At 64.3% G+C, this 12,793-nt stretch carries 13 protein-coding genes; 8 read left to right on the top strand and 5 right to left on the bottom strand.

Annotated features, from left to right (window positions below; all coding sequences use genetic code 11):
- Positions 1–40: 40 nt before the first annotated feature.
- Together dprA and PMI20_RS03450 are read right to left on the bottom strand one after the other, a co-directional pair.
- The gene (gene dprA, locus PMI20_RS03455; protein WP_007926209.1) at positions 41–1,150 is read right to left on the bottom strand and encodes a DNA-processing protein DprA; all 1,110 of its coding nucleotides are present in this window, start codon (positions 1,148–1,150) and stop codon (positions 41–43) included.
- 81 nt (positions 1,151–1,231) lie between these two features.
- A complete protein-coding gene (locus PMI20_RS03450; RefSeq protein WP_007926211.1) occupies positions 1,232–2,257 on the bottom strand; it encodes a LysM peptidoglycan-binding domain-containing protein in 1,026 nt (341 codons plus the stop codon).
- A 152-nt stretch (positions 2,258–2,409) separates the two neighbouring features.
- Between PMI20_RS03450 and def the strand changes: the two genes are divergently transcribed.
- The 5 genes from def to PMI20_RS03425 all read left to right on the top strand — a co-directional run bounded on the left by def (position 2,410) and on the right by PMI20_RS03425 (position 7,125).
- Complete coding sequence (gene def, locus PMI20_RS03445; protein WP_007926212.1) at positions 2,410–2,916, top strand: peptide deformylase; 507 nt, start codon at positions 2,410–2,412, stop codon at positions 2,914–2,916.
- 69 nt (positions 2,917–2,985) lie between these two features.
- Positions 2,986–3,945 carry a methionyl-tRNA formyltransferase gene (gene fmt, locus PMI20_RS03440; protein WP_007926214.1) on the top strand — a complete coding sequence of 320 codons (960 nt, stop codon included), beginning with the start codon at positions 2,986–2,988 and terminating at the stop codon, positions 3,943–3,945.
- Positions 3,942–5,267: a 16S rRNA (cytosine(967)-C(5))-methyltransferase RsmB gene (gene rsmB, locus PMI20_RS03435; protein ID WP_284171622.1), complete on the top strand. Its 1,326-nt coding sequence runs from the start codon at positions 3,942–3,944 to the stop codon at positions 5,265–5,267. Before fmt ends, rsmB begins: the two co-directional genes overlap by 4 nt.
- Positions 5,268–5,291: 24 nt before the next feature.
- Positions 5,292–6,665 carry a Trk system potassium transporter TrkA gene (gene trkA / locus PMI20_RS03430; RefSeq protein ID WP_007932603.1) on the top strand — a complete coding sequence of 458 codons (1,374 nt, stop codon included), beginning with the start codon at positions 5,292–5,294 and terminating at the stop codon, positions 6,663–6,665.
- A 136-nt stretch (positions 6,666–6,801) separates the two neighbouring features.
- Entirely contained in the window at positions 6,802–7,125 is a 324-nt protein-coding gene (locus PMI20_RS03425; protein ID WP_007921017.1) for a tetratricopeptide repeat protein, read from the top strand.
- 151 nt (positions 7,126–7,276) lie between these two features.
- On the opposite strand, the gene PMI20_RS03420 is transcribed toward PMI20_RS03425, so the two are convergent.
- The 3 genes from PMI20_RS03420 to tag form a co-directional block, all read right to left on the bottom strand.
- Positions 7,277–7,516 carry a PilZ domain-containing protein gene (locus tag PMI20_RS03420; RefSeq protein ID WP_007921019.1) on the bottom strand — a complete coding sequence of 80 codons (240 nt, stop codon included), beginning with the start codon at positions 7,514–7,516 and terminating at the stop codon, positions 7,277–7,279.
- A 70-nt stretch (positions 7,517–7,586) separates the two neighbouring features.
- Positions 7,587–8,474, bottom strand: a complete 888-nt coding sequence (locus PMI20_RS03415; protein ID WP_007921020.1) for a lysophospholipid acyltransferase — start codon at positions 8,472–8,474, stop codon at positions 7,587–7,589.
- Between the two features lie 44 nt (positions 8,475–8,518).
- Complete coding sequence (tag, locus tag PMI20_RS03410; RefSeq protein ID WP_007921021.1) at positions 8,519–9,082, bottom strand: DNA-3-methyladenine glycosylase I; 564 nt, start codon at positions 9,080–9,082, stop codon at positions 8,519–8,521.
- A gap of 81 nt (positions 9,083–9,163) precedes the next feature.
- Here tag and glyQ point away from each other — a divergent pair, with 81 nt between their 5' ends.
- Genes glyQ through gmhB form a run of 3 tightly spaced genes read left to right on the top strand, consistent with a single transcriptional unit; the run spans position 9,164 to position 12,710 of the window.
- Positions 9,164–10,117, top strand: a complete 954-nt coding sequence (gene glyQ, locus PMI20_RS03405) for a glycine--tRNA ligase subunit alpha (RefSeq protein WP_003177094.1) — start codon at positions 9,164–9,166, stop codon at positions 10,115–10,117.
- Positions 10,114–12,168 (top strand): glycine--tRNA ligase subunit beta, encoded by a 2,055-nt coding sequence (gene glyS / locus PMI20_RS03400; protein ID WP_007921024.1) that lies wholly within the window; start codon positions 10,114–10,116, stop codon positions 12,166–12,168. The genes glyQ and glyS overlap by 4 nt, the downstream gene beginning before the upstream one ends.
- Positions 12,169–12,176: 8 nt before the next feature.
- Positions 12,177–12,710, top strand: coding sequence for a D-glycero-beta-D-manno-heptose 1,7-bisphosphate 7-phosphatase (gene gmhB, locus PMI20_RS03395; protein ID WP_007921026.1), 534 nt, complete (start codon positions 12,177–12,179; stop codon positions 12,708–12,710).
- Positions 12,711–12,793 lie beyond the last annotated feature (83 nt).

Genomic DNA, 12,793 nt, shown 5'->3' with positions numbered 1-12,793 from the left:
ACGCAGCATGGCCGAGCGCAGCCACTTTTCGTACAGAGCCTTAGCCTTTTGCCCGGGCAAACCAGCAACCGCCTTCACACGTCGCATGGCCCTCCAGCTCCAGTTCGGTGAGCGCCGCCAGCACCCTGGGCAGGCTCCAGCCACTGGCCTGCACCAGGCCCTCGCTGGTCTGCGGCGCGGCATGCAACAGCGCCAGCAACGGATGAGCGGGCGCGGCTGTTGGCGGGGCCGTGGATAACGGCAGCCGTTGCCAGCCACGCAGGGCTTCGAGGATATGTTCGATGGTTTCCACCAGCACCGCGCCATCGCGAATCAGCTGATGACAACCCCGGGCTCCCGGATGATGGATCGACCCGGGTATCGCATACACCTCGCGGCCTTGCTCGGCGGCGAGCCGGGCGGTGATCAGCGAACCGCTGGCGACGCTGGCCTCCACCACCAGCACGCCAAGGGACAGGCCGCTGATGATCCGGTTGCGCCGGGGAAAGTGGCTGGCGTGGGGCCCGGTCTCCAGCGGGAACTCGGAAACCAGCGCGCTGCCCTGGGCGATCATGGCATCGGCCAGGCGCCGGTTGCGCTGTGGATAAAATTTTTCCAGGCCGGTGCCGAGCACGCCGACAGTCTGCCCGCCGACCTCCAGGGCGGCCTGGTGCGCCGCGCCATCGATCCCCAGTGCCAGGCCGCTGGTGATGACAAAACCGGCCGCGGCCAGGCTGCGGGAAAAGGCCGCGGCGGTGTCCATCCCGGGCCGCGAAGCACGACGGCTGCCGACCACCGCCAACTGCGGTTTTTCCAGGATGCGTGGGTCGCCGGCAACAAACAGCAGCGGCGGCGCATCGGCAATTTCATTCAACAGCGGCGGGTAGTCAGGCTGGTCCCACATCAGTAAATGCTGGCCCGGACGCTCCAGCCAAGCCAATGCATGGCTGGCGCCATCACGCACTTCGGCATTGCGCCGGGCCTCGGCAGCGCTCGCCGGCAGGCCCAGCGCGCGCCAGGCACTGGCCGGTGCGCTGATGGCCTTGGAGGCCGAACCAAAGGCTTCGAGCAGCAGTTGAAAACGCTTCGGGCCGAGGTCGGGCAAGCGGTGCAAACGTAGGCGGGCTTCCAGTTCCGCGGGGGAAACCGGAGCCTGGGCAGACAGTGACATGGGATCATCCTTGATCGTTATAAGCCCGGTCGTAGCAGGAATAAGCTGTGGATAACTCTGTTGGTAACTTGTTGAGGGTTTTTACGGGTTACGGACTTTGTCCATGATCGCCAGGGAACGGGAAGCGTTGAGCACCAGGCCGTAACTGAGCTTGTCGTAGGTGCGAAAAACCATCAGCAGACCGGCCCGCTCATCCGGCATTTTCACCTGTCCACCGGCCACCCGGTCGCGCACGGTTTCGCCGGTTTTCATTACCGCCAGCACGTTGCCCTCAGCCAGGCCATCGCGCCGTCCCTTGTTCAACGTCACCACATCCAGCGCACCGATCTGGGTGACACCCCGTGGCACGTCGATGATCAGGCCCTCGACCGCCCGGCTCGGCGCGCTGGGGACAAAGGTCGAGTTGATGGTCCGTGGCTCGCCGCCGAACAGGCGGTCGCCCAGGCGCACTTCCTGGGTGGTGCGCTGCAATTGCAGGGTGGCGATATCGCCCTCGACCGCGACCACCTCGCCGCCGCCGATTTCGTCGGCGTTGACTCCCAGCACTTCGCCGCTCTGCGGGTCGGTGTAGGTCTTGCCCTGGCGGAAGATGCCGAAGACCGATTGCTCCGGGTCGAAGCGGCCGCGCGCGAAGATCCGGTCGCCGGTGCCGCTGAGTACCCGTTCGGCATCGCCGGCGACTATGTAGGGCGCACTGTCGAAGGCGTCCGCCCGGTCGAGGATGCGGTTGCTCAGCAGAAAGCTGTCGATGGCCTGCAGTGGAATGCTCGGGATCGCCTCGACCAGTGGCGTGCGGCGTACCTGGGGCGAGAGCTTGACGGTGCCCCGGGAAGCGCCGCGCTCCAGGGTCAGGCGTGGTTCACCATCGACCCGGACCAGCGCCAGGGAGTCGCCGGGGTAGATCAAATCGGGGTCGGCGAGGCTGGAATTGGCCTGCCAGAGCGCCGGCCATTGCCAGGGATCGCGCAGGAAGCGATTGGCGATGCTCCACAAGGTATCGCCCGCCACTACGGTGTAGCGCTGTGGATAACCCTCCCGGAGCGGCACCTGCGCCTGGCCGAAACCGGCCCAGCCCACGAGCAGCAAGGCGAGTAGTGATTTCCTCATGCGGTGAATCCCTTTATTATGTGTATTCGCGTGAAACGCCAGCGCCTGTGCGCTCCCTGCTCCTGACCGAGCACGTTTTACAACGGTTGCCCTTCCAGAACCCGCAAGGCCTCCGACTCCGAATTTACTTCACACGTGTAGCAATTACGCTTATGGCCATTTTAAACATCCTCGAATTCCCCGACTCGCGCCTGCGCACTATCGCCAAACCAGTGGCCGTAGTGGACGACGAAGTGCGTCAGTTGGTCGACGACATGTTTGAAACAATGTATGAGGCGCCCGGCATTGGCCTGGCCGCTACCCAGGTCAACGTGCACAAGCGCATCGTGGTCATGGACCTGTCCGAAGACCGCAGCGAGCCACGGGTGTTCATCAACCCCGAGTTCGAAGCGCTCACCGACGAAATGGGCCAGTATCAGGAAGGCTGCCTGTCGGTACCGGGCTTCTACGAGAACGTCGATCGTCCGCAACGCGTGAAAATCAGGGCCCTGGACCGTGACGGCCAACCTTACGAACTGATCGCCGAAGGCCTGCTCGCGGTGTGCATCCAGCACGAATGCGACCACCTCAACGGCAAATTGTTCGTCGATTACCTGTCCACGCTCAAACGCGACCGGATCAAGAAGAAGCTGGAAAAGCAGCATCGTCAGCAAGCTTGATTCCCTTCTTCCAAAGGCTTGCAGCGGCAAGCCTTTTTCTTTTCCGCGTGTTTATTACCGAGAACTCCCATGACTGAGCCACTGCGCATCGTCTTTGCCGGCACCCCGGAATTTGCCGCCGAACACCTCAAGGCCCTGCTCGACAGCCCTTACGAGATCGTCGCGGTCTACACCCAGCCGGACCGCCCCGCCGGGCGCGGGCAAAAGCTGATGCCGAGCCCGGTCAAGCAGCTGGCGCTGGAGCACCACATCCCCGTGCTGCAACCGCCGACCCTGCGCGACCCGCAGGCCCAGGCCGAACTGGCGGCCCTCGCGCCGGACCTGATGGTGGTGGTCGCCTACGGCCTGATCCTGCCGCAGGCGGTGCTGGATATTCCGCGCCTGGGCTGCATCAACAGCCACGCCTCGCTGCTGCCACGCTGGCGCGGGGCGGCGCCGATCCAGCGCGCTGTGGAAGCCGGCGACGCGCTGAGCGGCGTGACCGTGATGCGCATGGAAGCCGGCCTGGACACCGGGCCGATGCTGCTCAAGGTCAGCACCCCGATCAGCGCCACCGACACTGGCGGCAGCCTGCATGACCGTCTCGCCGAAATGGGCCCGCCCGCCGTGGTGCAGGCCATCGCCGGCCTCACCGCCGCAACCCTGCAAGGCGAAGTGCAGGACGACAGCCTGGCCACCTACGCCCACAAACTGAACAAGGACGAAGCGCGGATCGACTGGAGCCGCCCGGCGCTGGAGCTGGAGCGTCTGGTGCGAGCCTTCAACCCCTGGCCGATCTGCCACAGCACGCTGAACGGCGAAGCGCTGAAGGTGCTGGCCGCCAGCCTCGCCGAAGGCAAGGGCGTGCCGGGCACCATCCTCGGCGCCAGCAAGGACGGCCTGCTCGTCGCCTGCGGTGAGCAGGCGCTGTGCCTGACCCGCCTGCAATTGCCCGGCGGCAAGGCGCTGAACTTCAGCGACCTGTTCAACAGCCGTCGCGAGAAATTCGCCACCGGCACCGTGCTCGGACAAGCGGCGGACGCCCAATGAACCCGCGTCTAGCCGCCGCCAAGGCCCTGACCTCGGTCCTCAACGGCAAAGCCTCGCTCAACAGCTCGCTGCCAACCCTGCTGGACAAGGTCGAAGCGCGCGATCGCGGCTTCACCCAGGACCTGGCTTTCGGCACCGCGCGCTGGCAGCCACGGCTGGCGGCGCTGGCCGCCAAACTGTTGCAGAAGCCGTTCAAGGCGGCCGATGCCGACGTCGAGGCGCTGCTGCTGGTAGGCCTTTATCAATTGCTCTACACCCGCGTCCCGGCGCACGCCGCCATCGGCGAAACCGTGGGCTGCGCCGACAAGCTGAAAAAGCCCTGGGCCAAGGCACTGATCAATGCCGTGCTGCGCCGCGCCCAACGTGAGAGCGAAGCACTGTTCGCCGAGCTGGAACGCGACCCGGTGGTGCGTACCGCCCATCCGCGCTGGCTGCAAAAGTCCCTCAAGGCGTTCTGGCCCGAGCAGTGGGAAGCCATCTGCGCCGCCAACAACGCCCACCCGCCGATGATCCTGCGGGTCAACCGCCGCCATCATTCCCGCGCCGCCTATCTCCAGCTGCTGAGCGAGGCCGGCGTTGCCGCCAAGCCTTGCGTCTATAGCCAGGACGGCATCGTGCTCGATGAAGCCGCCGACGTGCGCGCCCTGCCGGGCTTCGCCGAAGGCTGGATCAGCGTGCAGGACGAAGCCGCGCAACTGGCCGCCGAGTTGCTGGAACTGGCGCCGGGACAACGGGTGCTGGACGCCTGCTGCGCGCCCGGCGGCAAGACCTGCCACATCCTCGAAGTCGAGCCTGCGCTGGCCGGCATGGTCGCGGTGGACCTGGAAGCCAAACGCCTGGTGCGCGTCCAGGAGAACCTCGACCGCCTGAACCTTCGCGCCGAGCTGATCGCCGCCGACGGCCGCGACACCGCCGCCTGGTGGGACGGCAAGCCGTTCCAGCGCATCCTGCTGGACGCGCCATGCTCGGCCACCGGGGTGATCCGCCGCCACCCGGATATCAAGCTCACCCGTCAGGCCGACGACATCGCCGCCCTGGCCAGCCTGCAAGGCGAACTGCTGGACGCCATGTGGTCGACCCTGGAAGTCGGCGGCATCCTGCTGTACGCCACCTGCTCGACCTTGCCGACCGAAAACACCGAGGTCATCGAGGCTTTCCTGGCCCGTACCCCGGGTGCTCGCGAACTGGACATCGCCGGGCAACTGGGTCAGCCTCCGGCCGGCCTGAAGCAGCCCCACGGTCGCCAGCTGCTGGCGCAAGAGGGCGGCCACGACGGGTTCTACTACGCCAAGCTGATCAAGATTGCCGCCGCGCGCGGTTAAGAAAGGTTCTAAGGGAGTGACTGGATGAAGATCATCATCCTCGGAGCAGGGCAGGTGGGCGGTACGCTGGCGGAGCATCTGGCCAGCGAAGCCAACGACATCACGGTGGTCGACACCGACGGCGAACGCCTGCGCGATCTCGGCGACCGCCTGGACATCCGCACCGTACAGGGCCGCGGTTCGTTCCCCACGGTACTGCGCCAGGCCGGCGCCGACGATGCCGACATGCTGGTCGCGGTGACCAACAGCGACGAAACCAATATGGTCGCCTGCCAGGTCGCCCACACCCTGTTCCACACCCCGACCAAGATCGCCCGGGTCCGCGAAGCGGCCTACCTGACCCGCGCCGGCCTGTTCGACAACGAGGCGATTCCGGTCGACGTGCTGATCAGCCCGGAACAGGTGGTGACCAACTACATCAAGCGCCTGATCGAACACCCCGGCGCCCTGCAGGTGATCGACTTCGCCGAAGGCAAGGCCCAACTGGTGGCGGTCAGGGCCTATTACGGCGGGCCGCTGGTGGGGCAGCAACTGCGCCAGCTGCGCGAGCACATGCCCAACGTCGATACCCGCGTGGCGGCGATCTTCCGCCGTGACCGGCCGATCCTGCCCCAGGGCGATACGGTGATCGAGGCCGACGACGAAGTGTTCTTCATCGCCGCCAAGGCCAACATCCGCGCGGTGATGAGCGAGATGCGCCGCCTCGACGAATCCTACAAACGCATCGTCATCGCCGGCGGCGGGCAGATCGGCGAACGCCTGGCCGAAGCCATCGAAAGCCGTTACCAGGTGAAGATCATCGAGATGAACCCGGCGCGTTGCCGCTACCTCTCGGATAACCTCGACAGCACCGTGGTCCTGCAAGGCAGCGCCTCGGACCGCGACCTGCTGATGGAGGAAAACATCGCCGACGCCGATATCTTCCTGGCCCTGACCAACGATGACGAGGCCAACATCATGTCCTCGCTCCTGGCCAAGCGCCTGGGGGCGAAGAAGGTGATGACCATCATCAACAACCCGGCCTATGTCGACCTGATCCAGGGCGGCGATATCGACATCGCCATCAGCCCGCAGCTGGCCACCATCGGTACCCTGCTGGCCCACGTGCGCCGTGGCGATATCGTCAGCGTGCACTCGCTGCGCCGTGGCGCGGCGGAAGCCATCGAGGCGATCGCCCATGGCGATGCCAAATCGAGCAAGGTGATCGGCCGCGCCATCGAGGACATCGCGCTGCCGCCAGGCACCACCATCGGCGCGATCATCCGCGACGAGGAAGTGCTGATCGCCCACGACGACACGGTGATCGAAGCCGGCGACCATGTGATTCTGTTCCTGGTGGATAAAAAACATATCCGCGATGTGGAGAAGCTGTTCCACGTGGGCTTGAGCTTTTTCTGATCCAACGCCGTCCTGTAGCCGCTGCCGCAGGCTGCGAACGCCCCGCAGGGGCGCGGCGATCTCCGGCCCGCAGGAGGTCCTCCGGACCTATCGCAGCCTGCGGCAGCGGCTACAAGAGTCCACAGGAGTGACAACGATGCTCGAATCCCTGGAAAAAATGCTCGCCAAGGGCATGGATAACTCGCTGCTGCGCTTCGGCCTGGGCAAGGGTTATCTGGATCTGCACGAATACGCCAAGGCCGCCGAGCACCTGCAACGCTGCGTCGGTTTCGACCCCAAGTATTCGGCGGCGTGGAAGCTGCTGGGCAAGGCCTATCAAGGCCTGGAGGACTATGCGGCGGCGCGCCAGGCCTGGGAGCAGGGCCTGGAAGCAGCCCGCGGACATGGCGACAAGCAGGCGGAAAAGGAAATGACGGTGTTCCTCAAGAAGCTCGAGCGCCAGGGCAAAGGCGCACTGTAGCCGCTGCCGAGTGAGCGAGGCTGCGTACGAGGACGTAGTCCTCGCTAAACCTGAACACCGGGATTGTCAGGAGAATCGCAGCGCCTGGTCTTGCGACCGCTTCGCAGCCTCGCAAGCTCGGCAGCGGCTACAGAGGCGATGTCCGGACGCTTCACAGGTAACGCAGGCCGATGCCCTCGGCGTCCACCAGCACCACCTCCATCTTCACCCGCGGCGCGTTCATCGGCAGGCCTTGCACCTGGCCGTAGACCACCGCGCCCTTGGGCAGCGCCGCCAATGCCGGGTGCTTGACGTACACCCCGCTGGCGGACAGGTTGTGCGTCTGGCCCAGGCACTCGCCGAAGCTTTCGTGCTGGATCTTGATCCTCAGGGATTTGCGCGAATCGGGCATATGCTGTGCTCTGCTTCAGCCTTTGTGGATAACCTTGGGCGAAAGGTTATCCACAGATCGTGCCAGGCGGTCAGTACCAGCGTTCTTCGCCGGGCGGACGTTTCTTGAAACGCTTCATGCTCCACATGTACTGGCTCGGATAAGCCCGCACATAGCGCTCGACCACTTGGCTCATCGCCGCGCAGGAAGTCTCGGTGTCGGTGCTGTACATCGCGTCCGGCGCGGCTTCGAGGATCACCTTGTAGCCCGAACCGTCGGGCAGGCGCAGCGCGTGCAGGAACACCCCGACCGCCTTGCCGCCGGCGAGCATGTTCGGCACGAACTTGCTGGTCAGCGCCCGGGTGGCGAAGAAGGGCACGAAGATCCCGGCGGATTCGGCCGGTTCCGGGTCGGCGGGAATGCCCACCGCACCACCTTTGCGCACTTCCTTGATAACGCTGAGGATGCCTTCCTTGGTCGAAGCCGCCACCCGGTTGCCCAGCTGGACCCGCTGCTTGCGCAGCAGTTCGTCCACCGCCTTGAGCTTCGGCGGGCGGTAGAAAATGATCGGTTTGCACTGGCTGCAATAGAAGTGGTTGAGCACTTCCCAGTTGCCCAGGTGGCTGGTGATGCCGACCACGCCCTTGCCCGACGCCAGCGCTTCTTGCAGCACCTCGAGGCCCTCGACTTCACGCACCAGGGCGATCGAGCGCTCGGCCGGCCAGATCCAGGCGCAGGCGCTTTCAGTCAGGGACTTGCCGATGTCTTTCAGGCTCTGCCCCACTAAACGCTCGCGTTCGGCGGCGTCCATCTGCGGAAAGCACTTGGCCAGGTTGATCCGTACCACATCGCGGGAACGGTTGGGGGTCTTCCACATGATCCAGCCGATGGCCGAACCGACCGCCTGCACCGCGCGCCAGGGCAGCAGGGCAAACAATCGCAGAGCGCCTACCAGCAGGGCGCCTTTAAACTTATCCACAGGTGACTCCTGATATCCGGGTCATGAACCTTGTCGCAAGCGGGCTATTCTAACCGGCCGTTTGTCAGGATGGCGTAGCGATCGCAGTCGCGGGTGTGATCCATCACCATGCCCGAAGCCTGCATCAGCGCATAACAGATGGTCGGCCCGACAAAGGTGAAGCCGGCCTTTTTCAAGCCGCGGCTCATCGCTTCGGCCTCTGGGGTAACCGCCGGGACTTCGCTGCGATCTTTGAAATGATTGATTTTCGACACCCCGCCGACGAACGACCAGAGGAATTCCACCGGGTCTTCCAGCGCCATCCAGGCCTGGGCGTTGCGCCGGGCGGCAGAGAGTTTCAGGCGGTTGCGGATAATCCCGGGATCGAGCATCAACTCATCGATTTGTGCATCGCTCATCTGCGCCACGCGCTGCACATCGAAGCCGAACAGCACCTGGCGATAACGCTCGCGCTTCTTCAGGACGGTGATCCAGGACAGGCCGGCCTGGAACCCTTCGAGCAATAACAACTCGAACAAACGCTGCGCGTCGCGTAGCGGCACGCCCCACTCCTGATCGTGGTACGCCATGTACAGGGGATCTTCGTTGCACCAAAAGCAGCGTGGCATAAGGCTCCAGTGGGCGTGCGCACAACTGAATCGGGTATACTCCCGCTCTTTAAATCGCAGCCCAAGTAACAGGTGAATTTCGTGAGCCAGCCTACGCCAGCCGTGCGTACCTTCCAAGACTTGATCCTCGCCCTCCAGCAATACTGGGCCGAGCAAGGTTGTGTGGTACTTCAGCCCTACGATATGGAAGTAGGCGCCGGCACTTTCCATACCGCCACGTTCCTGCGCGCCATCGGCCCGGAAACCTGGAACGCCGCTTATGTGCAGCCCAGTCGTCGCCCGACTGACGGCCGCTACGGCGAAAACCCGAACCGTCTGCAGCACTACTACCAGTTCCAGGTGGTCTTGAAGCCGAACCCGGAAAACTTCCAGGAGCTGTACCTGGGCTCGCTCAAGCACGTCGGCCTCGACCCGCTGGTGCACGACATCCGTTTCGTCGAAGACAACTGGGAATCACCAACCCTCGGCGCCTGGGGCCTGGGCTGGGAAGTCTGGCTCAACGGCATGGAAGTGACTCAGTTCACCTACTTCCAGCAAGCCGGTGGCATCGAGTGCTACCCGGTGACCGGCGAGATCACCTACGGCCTGGAACGCCTGGCCATGTACCTGCAGGGCGTGGATTCGGTCTACGACCTGGTCTGGGCCGACGGTCCGTTCGGCAAGGTGACCTACGGCGACGTGTTCCACCAGAACGAAGTGGAGCAGTCGACCTACAACTTCGAACACGCCAACGTCGAGAAGCTGTTCGAACTGTTCGATTTCTACGAAAGCGAAGCCAAGCGCCTGATCGAGCTGGATCAGCCGCTGCCGTTGCCGAGCTATGAAATGGTCCTCAAGGCCTCGCACACCTTCAACCTGCTGGATGCCCGTCGCGCGATCTCCGTGACCGCACGCCAGCAGTACATCCTGCGTGTGCGCACCCTGGCGCGTTCCGTCGCGCAAGCCTACCTGCTGGCCCGCGCCAAGCTGGGCTTCCCGATGGCGACTCCGGACCTGCGTGATGAAGTGTTGGCTAAGTTGGAGGCGGCACAATGAGTGCGCAAGATTTTCTGGTTGAACTGGGCACTGAAGAACTGCCACCCAAAGCCCTGAACACCCTGGCCGAAGCCTTCCTGGGCGGTATCGAAAAAGGCCTGCAGGCCGCCGGCCTGAACTTCGAAACCAAACATGTCTACGCCGCACCACGCCGCCTGGCGGTGCTGATCAGCGGCCTGGCCACCCAGCAGCCGGATCGCAGCATCAACCTCGACGGCCCACCGCGCCAGGCCGCCTTCGACGCCGAAGGCAACCCGACCCAGGCCGCCCTGGGCTTCGCCAAGAAATGTGGCGTGGACCTGAGCGAAATCGACCAGAGCGGGCCGAAGCTGCGCTACAGCCAGAGCATCAAGGGCAAGCCGACCGCCAGCCTGCTGCCGACCATCGTCGAAGACTCGCTGAACGACCTGCCGATTCCGAAACGCATGCGTTGGGCCGCGCGCAAGGAAGAATTCGTGCGTCCGACCCAATGGCTGGTGATGCTGCTGGGTGACCAGGTCATCGACTGCACCATCCTCGCCCAGAAAGCCGGTCGCGACTCCCGTGGCCACCGCTTCCATCATCCGCAAAGCGTGCGCATCACCTCGCCGGCCAACTACCTGGACGACCTGCGTGCCGCCTATGTGCTGGCCGATGCCAACGAGCGTCGCGAGCTGATCAGCAAGCGCACCGAAGAACTGGCGCGCCTGCAGGAAGGCACCGCCATCGTTCCAGCCGATTTGCTGGACGAAGTGACCGCCCTGGTGGAATGGCCGGTGCCGCTGGTGTGCTCGTTCGAGGAGCGTTTCCTCGAAGTGCCGCAGGAAGCCCTGATCACCACCATGCAGGACAACCAGAAGTACTTCTGCCTGCTGGACGTCGACGGCAAGCTGCTGCCGCGTTTCATTACCGTGGCCAACATCGAAAGCAAGGACCCGCGCCAGATCATCGAGGGCAACGAGAAAGTCGTTCGCCCACGCCTGACCGACGCCGAGTTCTTCTTCAAGCAGGACAAGAAACAGAAGCTCGAAGACTTCAACCAGCGCCTGCAGAACGTGGTGTTCCAGGAGAAGCTGGGCAGCGTCTACGACAAGGCCGAGCGCGTCTCGAAACTGGCCGCGTTCATCGCCCCGCGCATCGGCGGCGACGCCCAGCGTGCCGCGCGTGCGGGCCTGCTGTCGAAGTGCGACCTGGCCACCGAAATGGTCGGCGAGTTCCCGGAAATGCAAGGCATCGCCGGTTACTACTACGCCCTCAATGACGGCGAGCCGGAAGACGTCGCCCTGGCGCTGAACGAGCAATACATGCCGCGTGGCGCCGGCGCCGAGCTGCCAAGCACCGTCACCGGTGCCGCCGTGGCCATCGCCGACAAGCTCGACACCCTGGTCGGCATCTTCGGCATCGGCATGCTGCCAACCGGCAGCAAGGACCCGTACGCGCTGCGTCGTGCCGCGCTGGGCGTGCTGCGCATCCTGATCGACAAGAAGCTCGACCTGGACCTGACCGAAGCCGTGGCGTTCGCCGTCAGCGCGTTCGGCAGCAAGGTCAAGAGCGCCGGCCTGGCCGATCAGGTCCTGGAGTTCATCTTCGACCGTCTGCGTGCCCGTTACGAAGACGAAGGCGTGGATGTCGCCACCTACCTGTCGGTCCGTGCCCTGAAGCCGGGTTCGGCCCTGGACTTCGACCAGCGCGTGCAGGCCGTGCAGGCCTTCCGCAAGCTGCCGGAAGCCGCCGCATTGGCCGCGGTGAACAAGCGCGTCTCGAACCTGCTGAGCAAGGTCGAAGGCAGCGTGCCGACCACCGTGGAGGCCAAGTACTTCGACAACGCCAACGAGTTTTCCCTGTACTCGGCGATCCAGCAAGCGGACCAGGCCGTGCAGCCAATGGCCGCGGCGCGTCAGTACAGCGAGACCCTGGCCCGCCTGGCCGCCCTGCGCGAGCCGGTCGACGCCTTCTTCGAGAAGGTGATGGTCAACGCCGAAGACGCCAACGTGCGGGCCAACCGCTACGCGCTGCTGGCACGTCTGCGGGGTCTGTTCCTCGGTGTCGCCGACATCTCGTTGCTGGGGTAAGGCGTACCGTGAAGCTGCTGATTCTCGATCGGGACGGAGTGATCAATTACGACTCCGACGCATACATCAAATCGGTGGAGGAGTGGATTCCGCTCCCCGGCTCGGTCGAAGCCATCGCGCAGTTGAGCAAGGCCGGCTGGACGGTAGCAGTCGCTACCAACCAGTCGGGCATCGCTCGCGGTTACTACGATGTCGCCACCCTCGACGCCATGCACGAGCGCCTGCGCGCTCTGGTGGCCGAGCAGGGCGGCGAACTCGGTCTCATCGTGTACTGCCCCCATGGCCCGGACGAAGGTTGCGCCTGCCGCAAACCCAAGCCCGGCATGTTGCAGACCATTGCCCGGCACTACGCAGTGGATCTGGCTGGTCTATGGTTTGTGGGCGACAGTCTCAGTGACCTGGAAGCCGCAAAAGCCGTCGACTCTCAGCCAGTTTTGGTAAAGACCGGGAAAGGCGAAAAGACCCTGGGGAAAACCCTACCGGTAGGCACCTTGATTTTTGACGACCTGGCGGCAGTTGCCGCTGAACTTATCCACAATTAGAGTCCTTCTGAGATCCTGACCAAGGATTGTTCGGGAGTGCGCTTTTTTAGAGGCGGGCAATGCCCGCAACGGTAAACGCCGCT

The sequence above is a fragment of the Pseudomonas sp. GM17 genome, assembly GCF_000282175.2.
Classification (GTDB): Bacteria; Pseudomonadota; Gammaproteobacteria; order Pseudomonadales; family Pseudomonadaceae; genus Aquipseudomonas; species Aquipseudomonas chlororaphis.
The sequence above is the reverse complement of the archived record's forward strand: the minus strand, read 5'-3'. Positions and strand labels throughout refer to the sequence as shown.

What these genes read in the sequence shown, in the direction of transcription:
- dprA (WP_007926209.1), bottom strand. Translation starts at nt 1,150, where the DNA reads ATGTCACTGTCTGCCCAGGCTCCGGTTTCCCCCGCGGAACTGGAAGCC.
- PMI20_RS03450 (WP_007926211.1), bottom strand. Translation starts at nt 2,257, where the DNA reads ATGAGGAAATCACTACTCGCCTTGCTGCTCGTGGGCTGGGCCGGTTTC.
- def (WP_007926212.1), top strand. Translation starts at nt 2,410, where the DNA reads ATGGCCATTTTAAACATCCTCGAATTCCCCGACTCGCGCCTGCGCACT.
- fmt (WP_007926214.1), top strand. Translation starts at nt 2,986, where the DNA reads ATGACTGAGCCACTGCGCATCGTCTTTGCCGGCACCCCGGAATTTGCC.
- rsmB (WP_284171622.1), top strand. Translation starts at nt 3,942, where the DNA reads ATGAACCCGCGTCTAGCCGCCGCCAAGGCCCTGACCTCGGTCCTCAAC.
- trkA (WP_007932603.1), top strand. Translation starts at nt 5,292, where the DNA reads ATGAAGATCATCATCCTCGGAGCAGGGCAGGTGGGCGGTACGCTGGCG.
- PMI20_RS03425 (WP_007921017.1), top strand. Translation starts at nt 6,802, where the DNA reads ATGCTCGAATCCCTGGAAAAAATGCTCGCCAAGGGCATGGATAACTCG.
- PMI20_RS03420 (WP_007921019.1), bottom strand. Translation starts at nt 7,516, where the DNA reads ATGCCCGATTCGCGCAAATCCCTGAGGATCAAGATCCAGCACGAAAGC.
- tag (WP_007921021.1), bottom strand. Translation starts at nt 9,082, where the DNA reads ATGCCACGCTGCTTTTGGTGCAACGAAGATCCCCTGTACATGGCGTAC.
- glyS (WP_007921024.1), top strand. Translation starts at nt 10,114, where the DNA reads ATGAGTGCGCAAGATTTTCTGGTTGAACTGGGCACTGAAGAACTGCCA.